Raw genomic sequence first — 26,044 nt, forward strand, 5'->3', positions numbered from 1 at the left:
AGGGCTGTAAGCCAGACACAAGTTCGAGCTTTTATTAAAATGGATGCTACGTCTGACGTAGCCCGGCGTTACACGCCGGGGAGCGATGCTCCAATCATGTAGAGTGGTCATCATTACCTTATACAGAATACAATCAGCCTTCATATTGTTTAACAGTTTATGCCTGGCGGCCATAGCGAAGTGGAACCACCTGATCCATTCCGAACTCAGCAGTGAAACGCTTCAGCGCCGATGGTAGTGTGGGAGTTCCCATGTGAGAGTAGGACACCGCCAGGCTTTAATTACGACGAGACCCCGAGCTAACGCTCGGGGTTTTTTCGTTTTGGGAAAGCCAAAAGCGTGATTGGTCCGCTGCGCTGTTCGCTAATATCAAATATCTAATAGCTAATATCGCCTTTGCTCTTCGTTAATATCGCTCTCGCTCTTCAATTGCCACCAAATTTGTTGTTAAATCGGTAGACAATAAAAATAACAGGGCTGTATTTATGCTTTTTCGGGGGCTTGGAATACTATTGCTGGCAGTATTGACTGGTTGCTCCACAATGACAGAGCGGTCAATGCTAGACCGCATAGATGCCAATAAAGCTCGATTATCACAAGTTTGGATGGGTTACGATGCCGAGCAAAGACGGTTTGGCTTCATTGACTCAGATAAATTTGTCTATTTAAAGGCAGATGAGTTACCCGACAACGATTTTATTGAAGTAGAAAAGGGGCTCTGGAAAAGTGAGAAAGCATATGCTCAGTTTAATGGTCTCTTTCACATCAACGCGCAAATTACCCCGGAAGTTAGAGCAACTCTTGTAGAAGCTGGTGCACGGAAAAATTATCTAGCGCTTAGCGCATTGATTCTTCACGAAGATTTTCACGGCTTTCAACGCGAACATTTCGTGGATAATAGGTCGGATACACTTGCTTATGCTGATATCGGTGAGCTACCTCCTTATGAAGTTTTTGCTGCAGTACGATTTGAACGAAGATTATTGCAAAGCATATTAGAACGGTTTGATGAAACTGATGTTCGTAATGATCTCATCACGTCTTATGTTGCACACCGAAATGTACGGAGCCAGTTGATGCCAGAAAGCTTCTCAATAAACGAGAATGCGATTGAACGTTCAGAAGGAACCGCGACCTGGTTTGAATTCTACGCCATGAAAGAGCTCGGCTTTTTGCACGATGTTACGCCGGTAATGATTCGCCGGTTGCAATCGAGTAGCGAAGAAATTGGCGGGGATTTATCTGCTCGATTTTTTTCACAGCGTTTATACGGAACCGGAGCTGCAATTAGCGATATAGTGCATCGTTTAAGTATTCCTAATTGGCAGCAAGCGATCAAACTTGGAAAGTCACCCTTTGATATTCTAAATGAGCATTATGCTGTTAGTACTGATATAGCATTGCAGACCTATAAGGTATTACAAACAAGCCAAGCCTATCGCGACGAATTGACAGCTTCAAAACGATTTGAGATACCGATACAGCCTCTGCAACGTTTAAATAATATAGCTGAGGAATATGCGTTCAAAGTCACTTTTGAACTCGATAATGCGTCTCGTGATGAATTTGATTACGGCTTTGCGGCTAAACAAATTGTTAGTCTTCCCGAGGGCCTTTTGCTGCCCAATATATATCGTTTCAATGCGAGTGCAGATAATGTGCGAATCAGTGTTGAGGGCGAAAATGTTTTACTGCATAAAACAGCGAGTCTGTCGTCTGAGCTTGGGGTCAGTAAATCAACCTTTGCGTTGTTTGTTGACACTATAAAAATCGATGACAAAGCTTTGAGTTTAGGAAGCTATAGTGCCCGCGCAGAAGATATAGAGGCAACAGGTTGCCAATTCGAAGGGGAAGGAAACATTCGTATTACTGTTGAGAAAGCAGACGTAGAACTTTCTAAAATTAAAAGTGACTCTGTGGACTAATACTACTTGCTAAGACTTTAACTGAAGCTCGAATTGTCTGCTGCGATAATCTCGTTGGGTTTTGTAACGAAGAGCCTTATAATTATTCAATGAATCAAACTTACTTCTTAACTGACCTCGAGCCATTACATAGCTTCCGTTTGCACGGCAAAGCGCATGAAGTTATTTCTTTAAAGCACACATCACAGCTAAGTGCCTTACCTCAACAGGCTTATATACTTGGAGAAGGTTCAAACACAATTTTTCTTGGTGACTTTGAACTTCCAATTGTTAAAGTTGAACTCAAGGGACTCTCGGTAAAAGAATCAGAAACACATTGGCAGGTTACTGTTGGAGCCGGAGAAAACTGGCATCACTTGGTATCTGAGCTGCTTAACCAAGGTGTTTTGGGGCTTGAAAACTTAGCGTTGATTCCGGGGACGGTTGGAGCTGCACCGGTACAAAACATCGGCGCCTATGGCCGTGAAGTATCAGAGTTTATCGAGACTGTGCAGGCGTGGGATAGGCAAACAAAGCAATTAGTAGAATTTTCGAACCAAGAATGTAATTTCGGCTATCGTGACAGTATTTTTAAAAAATATGCAGGTCGATGGCTAATTGTTGAAGTTAAATTTGCTATTCCTAAGCAGTGGCAACCCGAAGTGAGCTATGGCGAGCTTCGGGCATTAGGTACGCCTGTGACTGCGCAGCAAATATTTAAAGAAGTAATTGCCACGAGGCAACGCAAGCTACCTGCCCCTGAAGAAATACCCAACGCCGGAAGCTTTTTTAAAAACCCAATAGTCAGTTTGGCTGAGCTGCACCAGCTATTAAAGAAATATCCGAAAATGCCGCATTTTGATCTTGGTGACAACAAGGTTAAGCTTGCAGCAGGGTGGTTAATTGATAACTTAGGGTTAAAAGGTTTTAGTATCGGTCAAGCGGCCGTGCATGCGAATCAAGCTTTGGTGTTGGTTAATTTAGGTGGGGCATCTGCGACAGACTTGCTTTTGTTGGCTAGAACAGTCCGCAGTAAAGTAATAGAAGCATACGGGGTAGAACTTGAAGCTGAAGTTCGCTTACTCGGTCGACAAGGATTAATCACGTTATGAAGCAGCAGCGTCGCGAGAGAGTCATTACAGTTATAGAGCAACTTAGTGATGGGCACTTTCATTCAGGTGAAACTATCGGCGATTTGCTAGGGGTGTCGCGTACGGCGGTTAGTCAGTATATACGCGACGTGCAGAAGCTTGGTATCGATGTTTTTCGTGTCACCGGGAAAGGGTATCGTCTACAAAGCCCACTTCAACTTATTGAACTTTCAAGCATTCAAGCATATTGCGCAGATAAAGACCACGAAGCCAGCTCAATTGATGTTGAGCGCGTTGTTGGCTCAACGAACGACGTGATCAAGGAACGCCTGCAACAGCTTACTCTGTCCAATGGCTATACCGTTTTTGCCGAAGCCCAAACAGAGGGACGTGGCCGTCGCGGAAAGCGTTGGATATCGCCATTTGGAACTAATTTATACATGAGTATTTATTGGCGATTAGACCAAGGTATGTCGGCAGCAATGGGCTTGAGTCTTGCGCTTGGTACCGCCGTGGCTCAAGTTATTAGCGATTTCGGCGTACCTAACGTTGAATTGAAGTGGCCCAATGATCTTCTTGTTGATGGCAAAAAAATTTCCGGTATTTTGGTTGAGCTCGAAGGGCAAGCCTTGGGCGTTGCGCATGCAATTATAGGTATTGGGGTAAATTTGACCATGCCTCCGCAATGGCAACAAGAGATAGACCAGCCTTGGACCGATATTAGTCATCATCTAGGAGCGAGCTTTTCGCGAAATCAATTGGCGGCAAAGCTATTGATGAAATGTCGCGAATGTTTAGCTGAATATGAGTTAACCGGGCTAACAAGTTTTATCGAGCGTTGGCAGCAATTTGACCGATTACAAGGTCAGCCGGTGCGCATTATTATGGGAAATAGAGAAATTGATGGTATTGCTGCCGGTATTGATGATACTGGGGCAATTCTTGTAACCAGAAATGGTACTACCGAACGATATCATGCTGGAGAGGTAAGCCTACGACATGGCACATAAATTATTGATTGATGCGGGTAATACACGCGTAAAAACGGCACTAATGGATACAGAAGGACATTTGGAACCATGGTTTAATGCTGATTATGAAGAATTAAACCATCATCCAATTGCTATGGAGCTCGACAGTGTTTGGGTGGCGGTCGTAAGCGGTCAACAACAGAACGACAAGTTAGCAGCTTGGCTTTCAGCACATCAGCAAAGCAAGGTATTTCGAGTGCAGTCTGAGAAGGCGGCTTTTGGTGTAACAAATGCTTATGAGAAGCCAACAAATTTGGGAGTTGATCGCTGGTTAGCAATGGTTGGAGCTTATGACGAACAGCCAAAGGCAGCAGTGATTATAGACGCAGGTACCGCTATTACGGTCGACTGGATAGACGAACAAGGGAGTCACTTGGGTGGATGGATTGCCCCAGGCGTCGAGCTTATGAAGAATTCAGTAACGCAACGCGCACCAAATGTTTTTAATGATAGCCACGAGCAATGGGGGAAGGCCCAGCAATTAGGACAAAGCACACCAGATTGTTTACTCAATGGTTGTGTGAACACTTTTGTCGGCCTTGTTCGCCAGGCTATGGCTGTATCGGAGACAGAATTAGACTGGTTTGATTATCGGATTTTATTAAGTGGCGGTTCTATTCCACTATTGCCGGTAGACATAAAGCGGCGAGGTGAAATTCGGACTGAATTGGTATTACAAGGGCTTGCTTGTTATGCCCGGCAAGAAAAAAGCACAGCCTAGGCTGTGCTTTTTCATTTCGGCTATAATATTGAGCTGAATTCGGTGATTAAGATAGACGACCTCGGAAGTCTTCGTAACTAAATTTACGAATAAGATCGAAGCTACCATCGCGTCGCAAAATACCAATACTTGGATGTTCAACGCCATTGAAGAATGAAGTTTTGACCATTGTATAATGCATCATATCTTCAAAAATAACGCGGTCTCCAGGTTTTAGCGGCTCTGCAAAACTATATAAGCCAATAACGTCACCTGCTAAACACGAATTACCGCCTAGCTTATATGTATGAGGCAAAACCCCTGGCTCTCGAGCGCCAGTAATTGTCGGACGGTATGGCATCTCAAGCACGTCTGGCATATGGGCTGTGGCGGAAATATCCAGTAAAGCAATTTGCCCTTCGTTTTCGATGATATCCACAACTTCGGCAATTAACGGGCCTGTTTGCCAAGCAACGGCAGAGCCCGGCTCCAAGATAACTTGTAGGTCGTAAGTTTCTTGCAAGCGCTTGAGTTGAGAAATTAAATGCTCCACATCATAACCCTGGCGAGTCATTAGGTGGCCGCCTCCAAGGTTGAGCCATTTCATGTTGTGCAATAGGTCGCCAAACTTGCTCTCTACAGCTTCTAATGTGCGTTCCAGTGCATAGGAGTCGCATTCACACAGATTATGAACGTGAAGGCCTTCGATGCCGGTTAAATCGATACCGTTCAATTCCGAGGCTCGAATACCTAAGCGTGAGCCAGGCGCACTGGGATCATATAGCTCAGTTTCAGCCTCTTGGTGTTCTGGGTTAACCCTTAAACCGGCAGAAACTCCTGCAGCTACAGTTTGTTCTCGGTACCTTTGCCACTGCGATAGACTATTGAACGATATATGGTGCACAATCGGTAATAATGCGTCTATATCTGATTGCTTGTACGCGGGAGCGTAGGCATGCACTTCGCGGCCAAACTCTTCAGCCGCCAAGCGTGCTTCCCATACCGAACTAGCGGTACAGCCGCGCAAATATTCGCGCACTAAAGGAAAGGTACTCCACATGGAGAACCCTTTTAGAGCAAGAATGATGTGTGCACCACTTTCTTCTTGAACACGCTTCATCAACTGAAGGTTGCGCTCAAGCGCAGCCTCGTCACAAACGTAACAAGGCGAAGGGATAGCGCTATTAATGTATGGATTTGCCATTTGTTTATCGCTTAAATGGTGATTCAGTTTCGACTACTTTCCATGGTAAACCGTATTGATTTAATCGGTTCATAAATTCGTCAGGGTCAAACTGTTCCATGTTCCAAACGCCAGGTTTCATCCAGTGACCTTGTAACATCATCGATGCTGCAATCATAGCTGGCACACCGGTTGTATAAGAAACGGCTTGGGCACCAACTTCCGCGTTACACACGGCGTGATCACAATTGTTGTAAATAAAGATGGTCTTTTCTTTGCCATCTTTTAATCCGGTAACATAAGTACCGATGCAGGTCATGCCCGTATAGCCTTCGGCCAATGAACCTGGGTTTGGTAAAACAGCTTTTAAGAATTCTAAAGGCACAATTTTCTGACCTTGAAATTCAACAGGCTGAATTGAGGTCATGCCGACATTTTCGAGTACCCGCAGGTGTGTTAAATATTGCTCACCGAAGGTCATCCAAAAACGTGCACGTTTTAAAGTAGGAAAGTGCTTAACTAGCGATTCTAACTCTTCATGGAACAACAAATATGATGCGCGAACGCCAACACCTGGATAGTCTAGGTCTTCACGAACGCTAATTGGATCTGTTTCATGCCATTCGCCATTTTCCCAGAACTTACCTCGTTGGGTAATTTCGCGGATGTTAATTTCAGGGTTAAAGTTTGTCGCAAAGGCTTGACCGTGGTCGCCACCGTTACAGTCGACAATATCTAAATAATGAACTTCGTCAAAATAGTGCTTCGCTGCGTAAGCGGTAAATACGTTCGTTACACCTGGGTCAAAACCAGCACCAAGTAAGGCCATAATGCCTTTCTCTTTGAACTTATCTTGATATGCCCACTGCCACGAGTATTCGAATTTGGCTTCATCTTTTGGTTCGTAGTTGGCGGTATCAAGGTAGTGTACGCCAGTTTCTAAACAGGCATCCATAATAGGTAAATCTTGATAAGGCAAAGCAACGTTTATCACCAAGCTAGGCTCAACCTTGCGAATAAGCTCTGCAACTTCACTTGCGTTGTCGGCATCCACAGAATAAACACCGACAACGCGATCTTTACCGGCTTCTTCTTGTAACTTTTCGCATTTTGAAATGGTACGGCTAGCCAAATGTATTTCAGAGAAATACTCAGGCAACATGGCACATTTTTTTACAACTACGCCGGCAACGCCGCCAGCACCAATAATTAATACTCGAGACATGAATAAACCCTTTTTCTTTGGGAACTTAAAGGCTAAACGATAGCATACAATTGCTACATCAGCATATTTTGGTGCGCTATTTTACAGTGATTAACGTGTAAGTTCGAGGTATTCGCGAGCTATTTGGCGTAACTGGTTTTGCATGGTCTGTTGGCTGCTATAACCATAGCGTTGGGTAAGGCGTGCAAGGTCTTCGGTTGCATTTAGAATTTGACCGGGAATAGTCAAACCGGCAGTTTTGATGGGCATTTTCATGTCGCAAACGCTCCAAGCAAATTGTGCTTCAGTGAAGGGTAAATTACCGTACGCGAAGCCATTGAGAATTCCTCGCGCTAATTTATGAATTTCGCTTGAAACTGTTACTGTGAGGTGGCGTTTCCAATCAAGTTCAGCATGAGCGTATTCGTGAAGTGTTTTGACAAGTTCTTTACCATATGAAGAGAAACCGAAGGCAACAATCGCGTTTGGATATCCGCTAGCCATGTTTAGTTTACGGCCCATTCGAATTAATTTGTACGGGGTTTGAGACCAGAAATCGAGAACCTCAGGGCTTGCCCCGAAACTTGAGCCGAGAGACTCAACTCTCGCCTCTTTGCCAAGTTGGTTTAAATGTTCTAACAGGTTTAAACCTATCCCCTGACGTCGCACACTATTGTGAACGGCAATTCGTGTCACGCGCCACCAGCGCCAACTCAAAACGTCTTGTTGTTGCAAATAAAAAGCGACGGCTTGGGGTAATATATGGCCATTAAGACGTCGTTTACCTATTCTAATGTCTTCGTGCAACGAAGGCGGAAGCTCGCCTTCTATTGAATACCAAATGACACCTACCAGTACATGCTGGCGTTTAGCGATGACAAGTCGTTGCTGGGGGTCATCCAACAGCAAGCGCAGATCGTTGGGGCTACTTTGGTAATGAGCTTCTAAAAGCAGGGTAATAACCGCTGATAAATCGCCTTCGCTTAGCTCGCTTGCGTGAAGGTGTTGATACGTTAAAGCTAGATCGGTATCAAATTTTAATAAGCTTTCATTTTCGGAGCTGACTTGCATGAGCAGCAAATCGTTTAGCCAGGGCTCACAGGTGTCTTGTACTGACCAACGTACGGGCTGCGAAAGTTCATGCACTTTGCAAATTCTTTGTTGTTGTACCCAGTCCAAAAAGCGCACAGCAAAGCCTCGACCACAACCTTCATAGCCATCGACGGTACTGGCTATGGCCCAGACAGTAAATCGCTGAACCAACTGCTGTAGGACATGCATCGGCACTGCTGCAGCTTCGTCTATAATAATTCGTACGCTCTGGTCGGGATACTCAGTCAATAATTTGTCCCACGGGACAAACCGTACTGAGCTAGCCGCATGCTCAAGCAGCGTATACACCGACGATGGCTTCGGACCGGTAACAACAAGTTCCCGACCTCGGTAATGACGAATCCATGCTTGGCAAGCCAAACCTAACGTTGTACTTTTGCCACGCCCACGATCAGCCATAAGCAGATGACAGGTTCCGGGCAGTTCAATCATGCTATCCACTATCGCCTTTTGGCTAGCTAAAGGTACAGTAGGGGCGTCATCTGGCACTAAATAGCTTGCTAAAATTTGCTGGGTTAATTGTTTGAGGTCACTGTCAGGTCGAATGATTTCAATGCGTTCGTAATTAGCTGTACTCGAAAGAACGCGTTGTTTGAAAGGCGTATCTTCGGTTGGTAAAAACACAAATAATATGCCACCACCGTTAACTGTGCCTGCTAGAGCAGCTAACGCGTCGGCGTGAATGACCTTGGCAAATTCGAGTAAAACAAAGTTATTATTCGACCCCAGATAATCTCGATAGCGGTGCACTGGAATTGCTTTTTCGTCGTGATCAGATAGGTACAGTGTATTCTCATCGTTAGCGAAGATTGCATGCTTATGATATTGCAACCATGCCGGTGGACCGTCGAACAAAAAGACCGCTCGTACTCGAGCAGTCTTTAAATGATGAGTAATTCGACGTAGGCCCATAAGCTATAAAAACGAGTAACCGAAAAACTTAGTGAGCACGGTATTGGTAAAGACCACCGCAAGTATTAACGGAATGAATGTACCAATGGCAAAACTTACGTATTTTTCTAACCACGACGTTTTATAGTTTGCATTACCCTCGCTTAGTTCAGCTGTCAGTTGCTCACGTTTCCAACGGAAGCGAACAAACAAACAAATAAGCAGACCATTTAGCGGTAAAATCGTGTCGTAAAATACGTCATAGATGACATCAAATACTGACTTGCTTGAACCGGCATAGCTTGTGAACTCACTAAATAACGGCACTAAGCCAAATGACGTGGCGGCGATTAATGTCAATACCGTGAGCGCAATCCCCATATAAACAAGAGCTTGTTTGCGAGAGATATTTTTCTTTTCCATGAGTGACGACGTTGGTACTTCAATAATTGAAACCAGCGAGGTAATTGCAGCTACAAAAGCCAATAGGAAGAATATTGTTGCCGCCACACTGGCTGCAGCATAACCAATGGACTGAGAGAGGGCTAAAAAGATATTCGGAAAGAACGAAAATATCATACTAACCGATGAGTCACTCAATGACTCCGGATTAGTTTCTGGGTATATCGCAAAAATAGCAGGTAATGTCATTAAGCCTGCGATAAAGGCAACAGCCGTATCGGTAGCTGCAACTAACTTGCCAGACGTGACGATATCGTCACTGCGGCGGAAATAAGACCCATAGGTAATTAAAATGCCCATGCCCAGAGACAGTGAAAAGAAGGCTTGAGCCAAGGCTCCGTTAATGACAGAGCCATCTATTTTGCTAAAGTCGGGTACTAAGTAAAATTCCACTCCAGCCCATGCGTTATCAAGCGTAAGCACGAAGATAACGAGCAGCACTAGCATCAAGAATAAGGTCGGCATTAATATTTTTGAAGCTCGCTCAATGCCTTTGCGCACACCACCAATGAGAATAAAGTTAATAATAATCGTGACACCAACCAAATACGCCACAAAGTTATAGTCATTCACAAACTGGCCAAAGTATTCCGCAGTTGCTAGCTGGTCTAGGTTGCCAGTAAATGATTGTATGAGATAACCAAAAATCCAAACGGTGATCACCATATAAAACACGGCAATCATAAATGGCGTAATCGTGGCTAGCCAGCCGGCAATACGCCAGCGGTTTAAACCTTGCCCTAATTCAGCATAGGCGCGATAGGGACTATGTTGAGCGCGCCGACCTAGGCCCATTTCGGCAAGCATAACGGGTAAACATATGAACAATACAAATGCTGCATAGATAAGTAAGAATGCTCCGCCGCCGTTTTTTGTTGCGGCAACAGGAAAGCCGACTAAGTTGCCAATACCGACTGCGGAGCCGGCTGCGGCTAAAATAAAACCAATTTTTGAGCTGAAATGCTCGCGCTGTGCGCTCATAGGTAACCCTTGCGTTTCGTTATTATAGTGATTAGCAAATTGGCCAATCCTAGCGCAAGCGCTACATGCGAGCAAGTGATGCGGGGTTGTGAAGAAGACCAATCGCGCTTTAAACGCGACTGGTCCAATCAATTTAAGAGCGTTACGAGAACCAACGCAAAAGTTTTTGCTTGAACGACGTATATGGAGGGTATCGAAAATTCGGGTCGATTTTAAATGGTCGTGTCATAACGGACTTCACATGACTGAACGTTTCAAAGCCAAAGCGCCCGTGATACCGGCCCATTCCGCTGGGACCAACACCACCAAATGGTAGCTCGGGGTTGAGCATAAACATTAATGTATCGTTATTGCACTGGTTACCCGCGTGAGTTTGTTCGGTCAGCTGCTGTAAGGTGCGCTGCGAGCAACTAAACCCGTAAAGCGCAAGGGGCTTGTCACGCTCACGAATAAAGCTAATAGCACTGGCAAGATTCTTAATTTTCAAAACTGGCAAAATTGGCCCAAATATTTCATCTTGCATCACCTCGCTTTGCTCATTAACGTCGGTTAATACTGTAGGAGCAATAAAGCGTTCCTGTACATTATGTTGCCCACCTACGGCGACGGTTCCGTTATTAAGATAACTGACCAAACGTTGGCAATGGTGTTGGTTAACAATGCGACCGTAGTCTTCAGAGGTACTCGGGTCGGAACCAAAGAAGTCATGGATGGCGGTCTTTAAAGCGCTAAGAAATTGGTCATGAACATTTTCGTGCACCAAAACATAATCTGGCGCAATGCAAGTTTGACCCGCGTTTAGCCATTTGCCCCAAGCAATGCGTCGTGCCGCTACAGATATATCGGCATCATCGAGCACCACAGCTGGGCTTTTACCTCCAAGCTCCAAGGTGACAGGTGTTAAGAACTCGGCTGCGGCTTTCATAACAATACGACCGACGCGGCCACCACCGGTGTATAAAATATGGTCAAAGCGCTGTTGCAACAATTCGGTAGCAACCGTGGCATCGCCGGTAACTACCTGAACCGCCTCGGCGGATAAGTAGTCTGGAAGTAAGCGGTCGAGTAACTCAGCTGTTTTCGGCGCAAGTTCTGACGGTTTGACCACCACACAATTGCCAGCTGCTAAAGCTGCAACCATTGGGCTGAGCAGTAACTGCAATGGGTAATTCCACGCGCCTATCACTAACACCACGCCTAATGGCTCAGGATAGCGGTAGCTGCGCCCAGGCCAAGCCATTAAAGGCTGGCTTACACGTTGCGGGCGCATCCACTTTTTAAGGTGCTTAATCGTGTGTTTTATATCGCTATGTAAATAACCCAGCTCGGTTAGCCAACCCTCGGCGGTTGATTTTCCGAGATCAGAATTTAACGCCGCCAGCAGAGCCGTCTCATGCTCAACAAGCAGTTTTTGTAGTTGTTGCAGTTGCTTGACACGCCACGAAGCAGGGCGTGTTAAACCGCTGTCATAGGTGGCACGCAAGCGTTGCACCGAGGATGCGATAGTTGTACTCATGAAAAACCACCTAAGGTTATATTTTTGGTTTCTTGGTATTCGGCCAAGCCGTAACGCGAGCCTTCGCGGCCTATCCCGGATTCTTTCACGCCGCCAAACGCATTGTAAGCATGCGAAATGGCGCCGGAATTAATGCCTAACATACCACAGTCTAATTGCTCGCTGACGCGTTGAATACGTCGATAGTCCTGAGCGCAAAAGTAGCCCGCTAAGCCGAATGGAGTGGCGTTGGCTTGCTCAATGCCTTGTGCTTCATCGCTGAATCGCTGAATGGCAATGACTGGGCCAAATATTTCTTCTTGCGCGATACGCATTGAGGCGTCCACATCAACAATTAAAGTCGGTGCATAAAACAATTCACCAAGTTCAGTCAATACGCGACCGCCTTCAAGTACTTTAGCACCGTTTTGCTTGGCATCGTTGATAAGGTCGTTCACTTTATCAATAGCGTCTTGATTGATGAGGGGGCCGTAATCAACTTCTTCGGCATCGCCTGCAGCAATTTTCAATGTGTTGATTTGGGTTTGCAGTTGCTCAACAAATTTATCGTGAACCGCGTCTTGTACCAATACTCGGTTGGCACTTATACAGGTTTGTCCGGCATTGCGGAACTTGCAAACCAGTAGTTCTTTTACGGCAAGTTCAATATCGGCATCGTCGAACACAATAAAAGGTGCGTTGCCGCCAAGTTCAAGCGAAACCTTTTTCATGGTGCCGGCGCATTGCTCCATGAGTGCTTTGCCAACGGCTGTAGACCCCGTGAAAGTAAACTTACGCACCCGTGGATGACTCGTGAATACCTCGCCAACCGCTTTTGATTGTGTGGTTGGGACAATGTTTATCACACCATCTGGAATACCTACCTCACTGGCAAGTTGTGCAAGAGCTAATGCTGATAGCGGCGTCAATTGTGGCGGCTTAACCACAATTGTGCAGCCCGCCGCTAAAGCTGGCGCTACTTTTCGAGTGATCATCGCATGAGGGAAGTTCCATGGTGTAATAGCAGCGCAGACCCCCACCGGTTGCTTAATAATCCAACTGCGCTTGTCATTTGCATTAATCGGCAGAATATCGCCATACGACCGTTCGGCTTCGCCGGCAAACCAGTCGACAAAACTAGCGCCATATTCAATTTCGCCAATCGCCTCGGCAATCGGCTTGCCTTGTTCAAGGCTCATGAGTTCACCAAGTGACTGCTTGTTATCAAGCATGGCCTGATACCATTTACGTAATAAGTCTGCACGTTGTTTCGCCGTTTTCCCTCGCCACAATGGGAGTGCTTTATGGGCAGCTTCAATTGCTCGTTCAGCTAATGTTGCATCGCCATCGGCAACTTCAGCCAGCACGTCCTGATTAGCTGGGTTGGTCACTGCAAATCGCTTGTCACTAGGAACCCAATGCCCATCAATAAAAGCATTTGTTTGAATAAGTGAGCGCAGAGTGTGAGTCGGGTGGGTTGTCATAAACGTTCCCCTTGGTTTGAGCACCTAAATCAAGCATATCGATTGAGGTGCTTTTGGTGTTTTGAGATTTATCGTTCTCGAATATATACTTAGAGTATTGTGGTTATACGCAAGAACTTCAATGGTAGATTACCTTGCTATTATTTAACATTTAGCGTATAGTTCGCGGCCTCAGGGTCATTACCGCTATTGATGGGAGCGGCTTTACCCCTGAATTTGCTGGGGTAAACAGCGCCTAATTTCCTGCCAGAGTGTTCATCGTGTTCTGTAGCTGGGCCTATATCCCCAATTAAATAGATGCAGTACAGAAACATGTGAGAAAAATATGTCTGAAGTAATGACTGGCCAATCGTTTGCCGATTTGGCCCTGCCTGCTGTTGTGCTTAAACAGCTAGAAAAAATGTCTTTCACCCAACCAACCCCAATTCAATTGCAAGCTATTCCAGCTTTGCTTGACGGTAAAAACGTGCTCGGCGAAGCGCAAACCGGTACTGGTAAAACAGCTGCTTTCGGTTTGCCTGGTCTAGCCGCAATTGATACCAAAGAACGTAGCACGCAAATGTTGGTGGTTGCACCAACGCGTGAACTTGCCATTCAGGTTGCTGAAGCGGTTACCGAATTTGCTCAGCAAATGCGTGGCTTAGAAGTGGCAACGGTTTATGGTGGTTCGGCGTTTGGTCCTCAAATTAAAGCCTTGCGTGGCGGTGCTCAGGTTGTTGTGGGTACTCCAGGGCGTTTACTTGACCTATTGAAAAAAGGCGTGCTGAACTTATCTTCATTGCGTTTAGCGGTGCTTGATGAAGCCGATGAAATGCTAAATATGGGCTTTATCGAAGATATTGAAACTATTATGGCGGCAGTACCAAACACGGCTCAACGTGCGCTATTTTCTGCCACAATGCCACCAGCAATTCGTAAACTAGCCAAAACATTCTTGGTCAACGATGCCGGTGAGCAACCGCTTAACATTCAAATTGCAGCGATTGAAAAAGCCAAAGCAACTATTCGTCAACGTGCATGGTTAGTGCGTGGTTTAAACAAAATGCAGGCGCTGACTCGCTTGTTAGAAACCCTTGAGTATCAACGAGTACTTATTTTCGTACGTACGCGTTCAGATACCATGGATGTAACCGAGCAGTTGCAAGCATCTGGATTTAAAGCGTCACCATTAAGCGGTGACTTGAATCAAGCTCAGCGTGAGCAAACAGTTGCTCAACTGCGTAGTGGCCGAATTGAAATCTTAGTTGCTACAGATGTAGTTGCGCGTGGCCTTGACGTGCCTGAAATTACCCACGTAGTGAACTATGACCTGCCAGGAGATAGCGAGTCTTATGTCCATCGTATTGGTCGTACAGGTCGCGCTGGGCGTAGTGGTGAAGCAATTTTGTTCTACCGCAATAAAGAAAAGCATTTGTTGCGCACCTATGAGCGTTTAACCAACGGTACGATTGAGTTCTTTGAAGTGCCAAATGCCAAAGAATTGAGCGCGCACCGCCAGCAGAAATTACAGCAGCAACTGGTTGATACGGTAGCTGGTGGTGAATTTGCTGAATTGAACGCGATTATTGCAAAAATGCAGGCTGATACTGGCTTATCTGCTGAGCAAATTGCTGCCGCTTTGTTGGCTCAGCAAAACTCACAGCGTCCGCTGATTGTTGCTGATGACCCAGCACCGCGTAAATTTGAGGAGCGTGCAGATCGCCGTGGTAAGCGCGATGCGCGTGACGGTCGTGATAGCCGTGATGGTCGTGAAAAACGCAACTCGCGTGATCGTCGAGACGCCAACGTTGAATTTGATACTTACAAAATCAAAGTAGGTCGCGAGCACGGTGCTCGCCCGCAAGATATTGTTGGTGCTATTGCCAACGAAGGTGATATTGATAGCCGCTTTATTGGCCAGATTCAGTTGTTTGACGGTCATAGCTTGGTGGAGTTGCCAAAAGGCATGCCGACCAACGTGCTACGCGTATTACAACGTGCACGCGTACGTCAGCAGCAGATGGATATGGAACTTGCAAGTGGTGAACAAATCACTCGTCGTCCACGTCCACCAGCTGGTGAGCGTCCTGCATTTAAAGGCGCTCCGCGTCGCCCTGAACGCAGTCCTCGCGGTGCCGCTCAAGGCGAACGTCGTTCACGTCGCCCGCAGTAATTAATTTGAACCGGCCGTATGATCAACACGGATCATACGGTCGGTTTCAAACCCCCAAGCTTTTGCTTGCGCTTTAATTTCTTCAATAGTTTCTTCTGCAATAGTCGGTGTTCTGGCAAGTAGCCAAAAATAGTCATGGTTATCGCTGGTAACCACAGATACTTCGTAATTACCTTGCTCATCTGTTTGTAACCAACTGACATAGTAGCCACCGTCAAATGGCCAAAAGAAAGTCACCCTGTACATAGCATGATCAACTGGTACGGCGTGGCCGATTGCTGTTTGCCATTCACCATCAGCAACGTGATAACCACGATTGGTCACCTCAATGCTGTTGTCTGCGTTTAATCGGTATTCAGCTGAAACACTTTCAAGCCCTTCCTCAAATGAATGAGGTAGGCGTAGTATTTCATACCATTTGCCTAAATATCGCTGTGCATCAAAGTCGTTAACAACCGGGGCAACAGGCGTTGGTGTACTGCTGCATGCGGCTAATGCAACGACCCAGGCTAATACCAGTATCAATTTTTTCATAACCGTCCTTATTTAAAGCGTGTTGATATTTTCGATATAGAATTGAGCTTGAGCACGCAGTGAATTCTTATCAGACTCAGAACGCTGTTCCCATTGTTTAGTCATCAGTGCCATACGTGGGTTGGTTTTTAGTTTGTCAAAATGCTGATCAATAAAGTTCCAGTATAGGCTATTAAACGGGCAGGCATGCTCACCTACTTTTTTGTCCACTTGATATGCGCAAGACGTGCAGTAATTTGACATTTTATTTATGTAGCTTCCGCTTGAAATATAGGGCTTGGTTGCCAAAATTCCACCATCAGCAAATTGGCTCATGCCACGCGTGTTTGGCAGCTCTACCCATTCAATAGCATCGATATATATACCTAAATACCAGCCATCGACAACCGTGGGATTGACGCCCAATAGCAAGGCGAAATTTCCAGTAACCATGAGCCGCTGAATATGATGAGCATAAGCAAAATCTAACGACTGTTGAATGGCGTGTGAAAGGCACGCCATTCGCGTCGCACCGGTCCAAAAAAAATCCGGTAGGGCATTGCTGTGATTGAAAAAATTCAATTCGGCATAAGCTGGCATTTGCTGCCAATAAATAGCGCGAATGAACTCACGCCAGCCAATAATTTGCCGAATAAAACCTTCAATTTGCGCTAAGTCTACATCCTCTTGATGTTTCTGCCAGTAGGTTAAGGCGCGCTCAACAACCTCCCGTGGAGACAACATTTTTGTGTTCAACGCAAATGAGATTCGCGCATGGTAAAGCGCCCAATAGTCGGTGTGCATGGCATCTTGAAAGCGTCCAAAATTTGGCAATAAATAGCGGACAAAGTGATCAAGTAATTGCCTTGATTCCTTACGGTTAATTGGCCACAGATAGTTCTTTGAGTCAATTGTACCAATGGTTTTTATGTTTTGAAGTTCAAGCATAGCAACCAGTTTGCTCACGTCGTGACTAAAACAAAGCGGCGCGGGCGGCGTCTGTCCTTTGGGTAATTTATTGCGGTTAGCTTTGTCATAATTCCACTTACCGCCAAGCGGTTTGCCGTCGTTCATGAGATAACCCGTCGATTTGCGCATTCGGCGGTAAAAGCTCTCCATAACCACCTGTTTTTTCGGCCCAAACCAATCATCTAATACGCTTCGCTGGCAGAGAAAATGTTCGGTATCAAACCAGTCGACCGGAATGGATTGTTCAGCAGCAAAATCCTGTAAATATTTATCGAGCCGATATTCGTCTGGCTGCTGTATAGAGAACCCTTCAAGCTGCGGCATGACTGTTGCGAGTGCGGTTAAATTACTGGCGATGTTTTGTTGGTTGTGATCGGCATCTAGCGTGAAATAAAACACCTGATGACCAGCACTCGACAAGGCCTGAGCAAATTGACGCATGGCCGCAAAAAAACCGACTACCTTTTGAATATGGTGGGTAACGTAGTTAGTTTCTTGCTTAATTTCCATCAGCACAAATAGGCGTTTTGCATTCACGGTTTTGAACCAACTATGGCTGGCATTGAGTTGATCACCAAGTATTAATGCAACCTCTGAAATTGGTAGAGTAGCCAGTGCCGAAAGGTCAGTGTGGCAGCCCGAAATATCGCCTAATGGTGTTGTCATGAGTTAAGATTTGGCTAAGTTGTTTGCTATATTAGCTAATTACGCGTTTTCACGTGGCGAGATCACTGAAAATTTGGCATTATGCAGCGTTAGATAGACAAACCTTCTAGGCAGGATACACATGCAACCAGTAAATATTATTTGTATAAAATGGGGCAAGAAATACGGCTCTGACTATGTGAACACTTTATATTCAATGGTAAGCCGTAACATTTCAATTCCTTACCGCTTTGTGTGTTTTACAGATGACGCCGAAGGTATTCGCGATGAAGTTGAAGTAAAGCCAATTCCTGAAATTGGTTTTGAAGACTTTGATCAACGCAAGCCGTGGACCTTTGCGCATGGTTGGTTGAAGTTAACCTGTTTTGCGGAGCCGTTGTATGATTTGCAAGGGCAAACGCTATTTCTTGATCTCGACATTGTTATTGTGGGTAGTTTGGACGAGTTCTTTGAGCCTGAAGGCGACTTCTTAGTTATTAAAGAATGGGACAAGTCAGATGCGACAGGAAATACATCGGTATTTCGCTTCAACATTGGCGCCCATGTCGATGCACTTGAGCATCTCAAAGCTGACCCGGTGGGTTCGCGCAAAGATGTGCGCAACGAACAAGAATTTATTACCCAATTTGTTGCGCGCCAAGGCAAGTTAAAATATTGGCCAGCACAGTGGTGTCGTAGTTTCAAACGCCATTGTTTACGCCCATTCCCGCTAAGCTTCTTCCAACAGCCGCGTATACCACAAGGCGCAAAAGTGATTATTTTCCACGGGCGACCACATCCTGACGATGCGATGGCCGGACGCAGTGGTAAATGGTATCGCAAAGTGTTGCCAACCACTTGGATTAAAGAGTACTGGCGCTAAGTTGTTATGACCTTTTGGTACCGACTGCTTATTCGCCTTGCTACGCCATTAGTGTTTGTTTATCTGTGGCTACGTGGGGCGAAAGCGCCTGCTTACCGTCAGCGGTGGGCGGAGCGCTTAGCGAAGCAGACAGTTCCTGCCCAAGCGCGCGATGGTATTATCATTCACTGCGTTTCGGTGGGTGAAACGGTGGCGGCGCGAGGCTTAATTGAAGCTGTATTAGCTGCTTACCCGCACCTTCCTGTTACCCTTACTTCAATGACGCCTACGGCCTATGACCTAGCACAAAAATTATTTGGTGAACGGGTTTTTCACTCTTATTTGCCTATCGATACCCCGAGGGCCATGAGGCGATTTTTTGATAAATTTAGCCCGCGTTTAATCATCATTTTAGAAACTGAGTTGTGGCCATGTATGTTGGCGCAGGCAACCTTGCGGCAGACACCTGTAATGGTTGTGAACGCGCGAATGTCCGAACGCTCTGCAAAAGGCTACAAAAAATACGCGTGGTTGGTTGGGCCAATTTGGCAGCAGGTTAGCTTTATTGCCGCGCAAACTCAGGCTAGTGCAGAAAACTTCAAGCAACTCGGTGTTGCACAACAACAGCTCGCTGTTCGGGGTAACTTGAAACATGATATTCAAGTGCCGTTATCGACATTTGAACAAGCCGCGCACTGGCGTGAAAAACTGCAGCGTCCGATACTGTTGGCCGCTAGCACACATCAAGGCGAAGACGAACAAGTTCTGGCAGCGTTTAAACAGATTTTGAGCGCCTACCCAACCGCGCTTCTCATGATTGTACCGCGCCACCCAGAGCGCTTTGACAGCGTTGCTCAACTTATCGAGCAGCAACAGCTATGTTATACGCGGCGCAGCTTCAATGAGGCGGTATTAGCCAAACATCAGGTTTTTCTGGCCGATACTATGGGCGAATTAATGCTGTGGTATGCGCTTGCTGACATTGCCTTTGTGGGCGGTAGTTTGATTGAGCGCGGTGGGCACAATCCGTTAGAGCCCATTGCCACGAAAACGCCCGTTGTTTCAGGCCCGTATATATTTAATTTTGAATCACTTTTTGCAAGACTTGAGCAGTGCCAAGGGGTGCGATTTGCCAACAATGCACAGCAATTGGCAGACGTTTGGGGGCAACTTTTGGCGCAGCCCGAATTAGCCACAGAGCTTGCAACCAAGGCCGAGCAAGAGTTTAAAAATGACCAAGGCGCCACCGCTGCCATGTTAGCAGATATTTTAACCGTGTTGGCTGCCCCAGATAACAGTGCGCAAAGGACAATGTTCATGATGAAAACCGAGAACCCAGATAAAAACACCACTATTTGGTTCGATCCAGACGTATTAGCTGAATGTTCTAGCAGCTACTTCGAGGCTGATTATTGGCACCAGCAGAACAAAGTGAAGGGGTCTGCGACAGGGCGTAGTACGGCTTTTTTTGTTGACGCAGGTGAGCATGGGTTGTTATTGCGCCATTACTATCGTGGTGGTTTAGTCGGTAAATTTAATAAAGATCGCTTTAAGCGTGAAGCTATACCTCAAAGCCGTGCTATGGCAGAGTTTTCGTTGTTACTAAAACTACGCGAACTCGAGTTACCGGTGCCGCGGCCTGTTGCTGCTCGACACGTAAAAGCGCCGTTGTGGGGCTATCGCGCCGATATTTTGGTTGAAGTAATACCCAATGCGCAAGATACCTTCAAAGTACTGCTGCAGCGCCAGTTAGACGAACAAGAATGGCAACTTATTGGCAAAACAATTCGCCAGTTACACGATGCCGGTGTTTATCATTCCGACCTAAACTGTCACAACATTATGCTTGATGCAGATGGTGCGGCATGGATTGTGGACTTCGATAAATGTGGATTCAAGCAGGCAGGGGAATGGCGCGAGGCAAACTTGGAACGTTTACTGCGCTCATTAAACAAAGAACTGAATAAAGCGAAAGAAGCCAACCGCGATTTTCATTTTGATGAAACACGCGATTGGCCTTTACTAGAGCGCGGATACCGCGCTAACTAAATATTACTACTCGCGAATTTGGCCCGTGCCAGTAACGACAAATTTCTCGGTCGTTAGTGCTTGCAAGCCCATTGGGCCATACGCGTGTAGCTTACTGGTTGAGATGCCAATTTCAGCACCTAAGCCCAGTTGTCCACCATCACTGAAGCGTGATGAGGCATTCGCCATGGTCACGGCTGAGTCGACTTCACGAATGAATCGCTCTGCGGCGTCTTTATTTTCGGTAACGATAACCTCGGTATGGCCACTACCAAACTGATGAATGTGATCAAGCGCTTGGTCAAAATCAGCGACGGTACGCACGGCAATTTCAAGAGCCAGGTACTCTTCACCAAAATCATCGTCAGCAATCACGTCGGCATTGTCGAAGTAGCCAGCTGACTTGGCATCACTGTGAATAACCACATTTTTCTCAGCCAGCGCCTTCGCTACTTTTGGTAAAAACGTTGACGCGATGTCTTGATGCACCAGTAAACCTTCAAGTGCGTTACAAACACCAGTACGTTGGGTTTTGCCATTGAGCAAAATATTCAACGCTTTGTCTAAATCAGCGTCTTTGTCGACATACAAATGGCACACGCCTTTGTAGTGCTGAATGACAGGAATTTTGCTGTTATCGCTGACGAAGTGAATCAAACCTTCGCCGCCACGAGGAATCACCAAGTCAATGTACTTGTCTTGTTTGAGTAACTCATTCATGAGTTCGCGGTCGGGAGAAGGAACCACGGTGATGACATCTTCAGGTAAATCACTGTCACGCAGCGCCTGGTGCAACGCTTTAGCAATCGCTTTGCTGGTTTCTATAGCCTCGCGGCCACAACGCAAAATAACGGCGTTACCAGATTTGAAACATAAGGCACCAGCGTCTGCTGTTACATTTGGACGCGCCTCGTAAATCATGCAAATAACCCCTAGCGGAATTCGCATTTTATCAACTTGAATACCGTTCGGACGCGTTTCAAAGGCTTTGCGCTCACCCACTGGGTCAGCTAGCTTAATGATTTCTTCAATAGCGCTCGCCATGCCTTCAACACGCTCAGCATTAAGCTGCAAACGATCTAACATGGCATCAGACAGGCCTTTTTCGCGCCCAGCAACCATGTCTTGTTCGTTAACCTTCAGAATGTCGTCTTGTGCTGCGCGAATGGCATCGGCCATGCGCTGCAATACTTGATTCTTTTTCGCTTCTGATAATGTTGCGACTGCGCGTGCAGCAACGGCTGCACGTTTTGAAATTTGTTCTGCTAACTGGGTACTCATTCGTCCTCCAGAATCATTAAATCGTTACTTTCGATGACTTCCGTAATTGGGCTGTAACCGTACGCTTCTGCGATATCGCTTACTTCTTGGCCCTTTATGTGCATCAATTCATGCGAACTGTACTGACAAATACCTTTGCCAATCGCTTCGGCATTGCTGCCACTGCGAATCACCACGGCGTCACCGCGATTAAAGTCACCTTGAATATCAACAATACCGCTGGTGGTTAAGGCTTCACCTTTGCCTAGCGCGTCAGCTGCAAGGTCATCAATAACTAGCTCGCCTTGAGCAATAAGCGTGTGGCGTAACCAATGCTTTTTATTGCTCATGGGGTCTTGTTGGCGCTTAAAGAGTGTGCCGGGGTTGTTGCCACGGAGCATATGCTCAAACGTTGCACCTTTGCGACCATTGACGATGTATGTGTCAATACCATGCGATGTTGCTTTTTCTGCGGCTTCAATTTTTGTACGCATACCGCCGGTTGCGATTTTATTCGTGGTGCCGCCAGCCAAGGCGAAAATTTCTTCAGTGATTTCGTCAACTTGAGAAATTTTCTTTGCGTCCGGTTTGACTCGCGGGTCGGCATCAAACAAACCATCGATGTCTGAACAGATAATCAACGCATCGGCATCCACTAGGGTTGCGACCATAGCGGCTAGATTGTCATTGTCACCCACTTTCATTTCATCTGTTGCTAATGCGTCGTTTTCGTTAACCACAGGTAATACATCGTGTTCTAACAATGTTTTTAACGTGTTACGAACGCTCACGTAACGCGCGCGATCACGCAAATCACCATGGGTCATCAACACTTGAGCACATGAGAAGTCAAAGAACCGTGACCAATTAGCCATCATGTCGTTTTGTCCCACGGCAGCCATCGCTTTTTTGACGGTGACGGGAATGGTCTCACCTTCGTAAGTAATATGCTTACGACCTGCAGCGGCGCTGCCTGATGAAACTAAGACGATTTCTTGACCGCGTTCGCGACATTCAATAATAAAACGTGCGATCGCTAATAAATATTTACTGCTCGTTCCTGTATCGTCTGGCGCAATCAACGCACTGCCTACTTTTAGTACAGCACGCTGCCAGGAAGGCATCTCCATAACTACTCCCTCTTGAAAAATTCATATGTAGTCTAACAAATTTTGGGGTGTTTCTCTAGGTTCACGTGATAATCAGAAGATATGGTGAATATAAACCAGATAAAAATAACGAATGAAGTGCACTCTTTGCGGAAGTTTTACGGAATAGCAGGCATAAAAAACCCCGCGAGGCGGGGTTTAGGAGGCTCATTACTTACTTGGAGGGGTGTAACCTTCAATATCGACCTCTTTACCTTCAAAAAGGAAAGCTTTCATTTGCTCTTCAAGAAAGCTTCTTGCATTTGGGTCCATAAGATTTAAGCGCTTTTCATTAATCAGCATAGTCTGCTTCTTTTGCCACTCCGCCCATGCTTCTTTTGAAATATTATTAAAAATCTTCTCGCCTAATTCGCCAGGGTAGAGCTGAAAATCTAGGCCTTCAGCTTCTTTCTTAAAATACTCACAATATACGGTACGACTCATGATGACCTCATGTCTAGGAGCTTCGAGACCGTCATTTTAAGGCGCATGAACGCAGCATTGCAAACCCATCGCCATAGTTATTTGTCCAACCGTTGTAATTGTGTATCAAGATATTTACGAATTGGCGCGGGTAGTCCCACTTGATCAAGATCTTCGACTGCAACACGTTTTAGGGCTGTGTGGTGTAGACGTTCGGCCTTATTTTCTGAACTTGCGTTGTATACCAGCGCGTTGAGTCGGTAATGCGAAAAAACATGTTTAAAAGAGCCATGCTCGGTGAATTCATGAGAGGCTTGCTTTAACTCAGGAAAGCTCCATAAACGCGGCCAAATACCGTCACTTGGGCGCTGCTCAAGTAACACGCCTGCAGCAGTCAACGAATACAAAAAATAGCCTTGCTTGGTCGGTATTTGTTTTTTCTTCTTAGCGGTTGGGAGCGTGTCCACTCTATGTGTAGCAAAAGCGTTGCAGGTTTTTTGTAGTGGGCACTCTTCACATTTCGGCTGGCGGGGCTTACAAAGGGTAGCCCCCAAATCTAGCAGGCCTTGAGCATAAGCGCGATTGTTATGGTTCGGGGTATAGCGCTCTGCTAATTGCCAAAGTTTTCTATTTAGCTGTGTCGAGGATAAGTCTCCCTCAATACCAAAATAGCGAGCAAATAGACGTTTTACATTACCATCGACAATGGCTGCCGGCTTGTTGAATGCAAATGCGGTAATTGCGCCGGCAGTATAAGGACCGACGCCGGGCACTTCTCGCAACAATTCTGGCGAGTCTGGAAGCTGGCCATTATATTGCGCAACAACAAACTGCGCCGCGCGATGCAAGTTTCGTGCTCGCGAGTAATAGCCAAGCCCTTGCCAGGCGTTGAGTACTTGATCTTCTTGAGCACTTGCTAACGTATTGAAATCCGGAAACTTAACAATCCAATTGTGAAAGTAAGGAATAACGGTACTGACTTGTGTTTGTTGCAACATTAGCTCGCTTACTAACACGTGGTACGGTTGATTGTACTGTTGCCACGGCAAGTCATGACGACCATGTTGACGCTGCCAGTTTATCACTCGTTTGGCGAACTCATTTGGCGCGAATGGGATTGGCGAATTTCCAATGTTTTTGTATGTCATGACAATTTCGTAAGTAGGTTGTTAAGAAAAATGAAAATAAACTGTAAAGTCGTATGGATACAGGAAATTTTTAGATATTTGATCTATACTATGTAAAACTTTCAAGCATTACACCTTGAATCCGACAATGAGAAAATATAAGGAGCATCTCATGAAACGGTTATCTATTGTATCAGCAGCAGTACTTTCTGCGCTTGTTATCGCACCAAGTATGGCAAAAACAGGTAACGAGCCAGGTAGTATTTATGTGGGGCCCCGTATTGGCTTGTTTGGAACGGATTCTGATCGTCGAGTGATCGAAGACAATCGCATTCAGTCATTCGGTGGTGGATTTGATTCTGCGATGGGTGGTATTGAAGCTGGTTTTCAATTCACTCCAGAGTGGGGCTATCGAGTTTACTACGATTACCTGCGCGGCGATCTTGAAACATCTGGTTCGTCAACTTCAACGGGTAGTGCGTTAGGTATTGATTTACTTTACAACTTTACTCCAAAATTTTATGGCTCAATTGGTATTAACGGAACTGAATTTAGCGACGTAAGCAATCGTTTCTTGCGCGTCGGTGCTGGTTATAAAGAGTTCTTGAATGAGAATTGGGCATTAAGCATTGAAGGTGCAATTCAACAAAGCGACGGCGACCTGACTGAATTTATGTTCATGACGGGTTTACGCTACTACTTCGGTGGTGCGACGCAACCTACATACACCAAGCCAGAACCTGCACCGGCACCAGTAGCACCACCTAAACCTGAGCCAGTTGACTCAGATGGTGATGGCGTAATGGACGATAAAGACAAGTGTCCGAACACGCAATTAGGCTACAAAGTAGACGCTGATGGTTGTGTTATGTATGCCAACGAAACAGTCACTCGCGAACTTGTTGTTACGTTTGGTTTGAACTCAGCTGAAATCTCTGCTGGTCAAAAATCAGATATTCGTGAAACTGCCGAGTTCTTACGTGAGTATCCGCAGTTAGATATCGTTATCGAAGGTCATACTGACGACACCGGTGCTGCGACCTACAATCAACAGTTGTCTGATCGTCGTGCTAAATCTGTCGGTGACAGCTTGGTTAACGACTTCGGTATTGCTGAAGAGCGTATAAGCACAGTTGGTTACGGTGAGAGCCGTCCTAAGTACCCTAATAACTCGTCAGAGAACCGCGCGAAGAACCGTCGCATTGAAGCGGTTATGTCGGTTACTAAGCGTGTACCTGTCGAAAACTAAGTTTATTCGATAAACAACATCGAATAAAAAGACAGCGAATAAAGGCGTGCCAAACTTGCGTTTGGCGCGCCTTTTTGCATAATGAGCGCCGCAACGTAAATTCATTATTCATTTAAATACCGCACAGAG

General features: G+C 45.9%; 20 protein-coding genes and 1 rRNA gene. 9 read left to right on the forward strand and 12 right to left on the reverse strand.

Annotated features, from left to right (window positions below; translation table 11 throughout):
* Positions 1–162 precede the first annotated feature (162 nt).
* The 5 genes from rrf to BM334_RS08135 all read left to right on the forward strand — a co-directional run bounded on the left by rrf (position 163) and on the right by BM334_RS08135 (position 4,747).
* A 5S ribosomal RNA gene (gene rrf / locus BM334_RS08115) occupies positions 163–276 on the forward strand.
* 266 nt (positions 277–542) lie between these two features.
* Positions 543–1,925, forward strand: coding sequence for a hypothetical protein (locus tag BM334_RS08120; RefSeq protein ID WP_126801846.1), 1,383 nt, complete (start codon positions 543–545; stop codon positions 1,923–1,925).
* 89 nt (positions 1,926–2,014) lie between these two features.
* Positions 2,015–3,016, forward strand: coding sequence for a UDP-N-acetylmuramate dehydrogenase (gene murB / locus BM334_RS08125; RefSeq protein WP_092840663.1), 1,002 nt, complete (start codon positions 2,015–2,017; stop codon positions 3,014–3,016).
* Positions 3,013–4,005: a bifunctional biotin--[acetyl-CoA-carboxylase] ligase/biotin operon repressor BirA gene (gene birA, locus BM334_RS08130; RefSeq protein WP_092840665.1), complete on the forward strand. Its 993-nt coding sequence runs from the start codon at positions 3,013–3,015 to the stop codon at positions 4,003–4,005. Before murB ends, birA begins: the two co-directional genes overlap by 4 nt.
* A complete protein-coding gene (locus tag BM334_RS08135) occupies positions 3,995–4,747 on the forward strand; it encodes a type III pantothenate kinase (protein WP_092840667.1) in 753 nt (250 codons plus the stop codon). Before birA ends, BM334_RS08135 begins: the two co-directional genes overlap by 11 nt.
* 46 nt (positions 4,748–4,793) lie before the next feature.
* Here BM334_RS08135 and nspC read toward each other — a convergent pair whose 3' ends face one another.
* The 6 genes from nspC to BM334_RS08165 form a co-directional block, all read right to left on the reverse strand.
* Entirely contained in the window at positions 4,794–5,930 is a 1,137-nt protein-coding gene (gene nspC, locus BM334_RS08140; RefSeq protein ID WP_092840669.1) for a carboxynorspermidine decarboxylase, read from the reverse strand.
* Positions 5,931–5,934: 4 nt separating this feature from the next.
* On the reverse strand, positions 5,935–7,134 hold the full coding sequence (locus BM334_RS08145; protein WP_092840671.1) for a saccharopine dehydrogenase family protein: 1,200 nt from the start codon (positions 7,132–7,134) through the stop codon (positions 5,935–5,937).
* 90 nt (positions 7,135–7,224) lie between these two features.
* Positions 7,225–9,138 (reverse strand): tRNA(Met) cytidine acetyltransferase TmcA domain-containing protein, encoded by a 1,914-nt coding sequence (locus BM334_RS08150; RefSeq protein ID WP_092840673.1) that lies wholly within the window; start codon positions 9,136–9,138, stop codon positions 7,225–7,227.
* Positions 9,139–9,141: 3 nt separating this feature from the next.
* Positions 9,142–10,560: a sodium-dependent transporter gene (locus tag BM334_RS08155; protein ID WP_092840675.1), complete on the reverse strand. Its 1,419-nt coding sequence runs from the start codon at positions 10,558–10,560 to the stop codon at positions 9,142–9,144.
* A gap of 142 nt (positions 10,561–10,702) precedes the next feature.
* Positions 10,703–12,076: an aldehyde dehydrogenase family protein gene (locus tag BM334_RS08160; protein WP_092840677.1), complete on the reverse strand. Its 1,374-nt coding sequence runs from the start codon at positions 12,074–12,076 to the stop codon at positions 10,703–10,705.
* A complete protein-coding gene (locus BM334_RS08165; RefSeq protein ID WP_092840679.1) occupies positions 12,073–13,539 on the reverse strand; it encodes an NAD-dependent succinate-semialdehyde dehydrogenase in 1,467 nt (488 codons plus the stop codon). Before BM334_RS08165 ends, BM334_RS08160 begins: the two co-directional genes overlap by 4 nt.
* Positions 13,540–13,864: 325 nt before the next feature.
* Here BM334_RS08165 and BM334_RS08170 point away from each other — a divergent pair, with 325 nt between their 5' ends.
* The gene (locus BM334_RS08170) at positions 13,865–15,691 is read left to right on the forward strand and encodes a DEAD/DEAH box helicase (RefSeq protein WP_092840681.1); all 1,827 of its coding nucleotides are present in this window, start codon (positions 13,865–13,867) and stop codon (positions 15,689–15,691) included.
* Here BM334_RS08170 and BM334_RS08175 read toward each other — a convergent pair whose 3' ends face one another.
* Together BM334_RS08175 and BM334_RS08180 are read right to left on the reverse strand one after the other, a co-directional pair.
* Positions 15,692–16,225 carry a lipocalin family protein gene (locus BM334_RS08175; RefSeq protein WP_092840683.1) on the reverse strand — a complete coding sequence of 178 codons (534 nt, stop codon included), beginning with the start codon at positions 16,223–16,225 and terminating at the stop codon, positions 15,692–15,694.
* 12 nt (positions 16,226–16,237) lie between these two features.
* Entirely contained in the window at positions 16,238–17,839 is a 1,602-nt protein-coding gene (locus BM334_RS08180; protein WP_092840685.1) for a cryptochrome/photolyase family protein, read from the reverse strand.
* Positions 17,840–17,960: 121 nt separating this feature from the next.
* On the opposite strand from BM334_RS08180, the gene BM334_RS08185 reads away from it, so the two are divergent.
* Together BM334_RS08185 and waaA are read left to right on the forward strand one after the other, a co-directional pair.
* The gene (locus tag BM334_RS08185) at positions 17,961–18,701 is read left to right on the forward strand and encodes a glycosyltransferase family protein (protein WP_092840687.1); all 741 of its coding nucleotides are present in this window, start codon (positions 17,961–17,963) and stop codon (positions 18,699–18,701) included.
* Between the two features lie 6 nt (positions 18,702–18,707).
* Entirely contained in the window at positions 18,708–20,729 is a 2,022-nt protein-coding gene (waaA, locus tag BM334_RS08190) for a lipid IV(A) 3-deoxy-D-manno-octulosonic acid transferase (protein ID WP_092840689.1), read from the forward strand.
* 6 nt (positions 20,730–20,735) lie between these two features.
* Here waaA and BM334_RS08195 read toward each other — a convergent pair whose 3' ends face one another.
* The 4 genes from BM334_RS08195 to mutY all read right to left on the reverse strand — a co-directional run bounded on the left by BM334_RS08195 (position 20,736) and on the right by mutY (position 24,687).
* A complete protein-coding gene (locus BM334_RS08195) occupies positions 20,736–21,989 on the reverse strand; it encodes a glutamate-5-semialdehyde dehydrogenase (protein WP_092840691.1) in 1,254 nt (417 codons plus the stop codon).
* Positions 21,986–23,098, reverse strand: a complete 1,113-nt coding sequence (proB, locus tag BM334_RS08200) for a glutamate 5-kinase (RefSeq protein WP_092840693.1) — start codon at positions 23,096–23,098, stop codon at positions 21,986–21,988. Before proB ends, BM334_RS08195 begins: the two co-directional genes overlap by 4 nt.
* 189 nt (positions 23,099–23,287) lie before the next feature.
* A complete protein-coding gene (locus tag BM334_RS08205; protein WP_092840695.1) occupies positions 23,288–23,560 on the reverse strand; it encodes an oxidative damage protection protein in 273 nt (90 codons plus the stop codon).
* A gap of 77 nt (positions 23,561–23,637) precedes the next feature.
* Positions 23,638–24,687 (reverse strand): A/G-specific adenine glycosylase, encoded by a 1,050-nt coding sequence (mutY, locus tag BM334_RS08210; RefSeq protein ID WP_092840697.1) that lies wholly within the window; start codon positions 24,685–24,687, stop codon positions 23,638–23,640.
* A gap of 151 nt (positions 24,688–24,838) precedes the next feature.
* Between mutY and BM334_RS08215 the strand changes: the two genes are divergently transcribed.
* Complete coding sequence (locus BM334_RS08215; protein ID WP_177215061.1) at positions 24,839–25,915, forward strand: OmpA family protein; 1,077 nt, start codon at positions 24,839–24,841, stop codon at positions 25,913–25,915.
* The last annotated feature ends 129 nt before the right edge of the window (positions 25,916–26,044 follow it).

This window comes from Pseudidiomarina donghaiensis (assembly GCF_900116895.1).
In the GTDB taxonomy this organism is placed as follows: domain Bacteria; phylum Pseudomonadota; class Gammaproteobacteria; order Enterobacterales; family Alteromonadaceae; genus Pseudidiomarina; species Pseudidiomarina donghaiensis.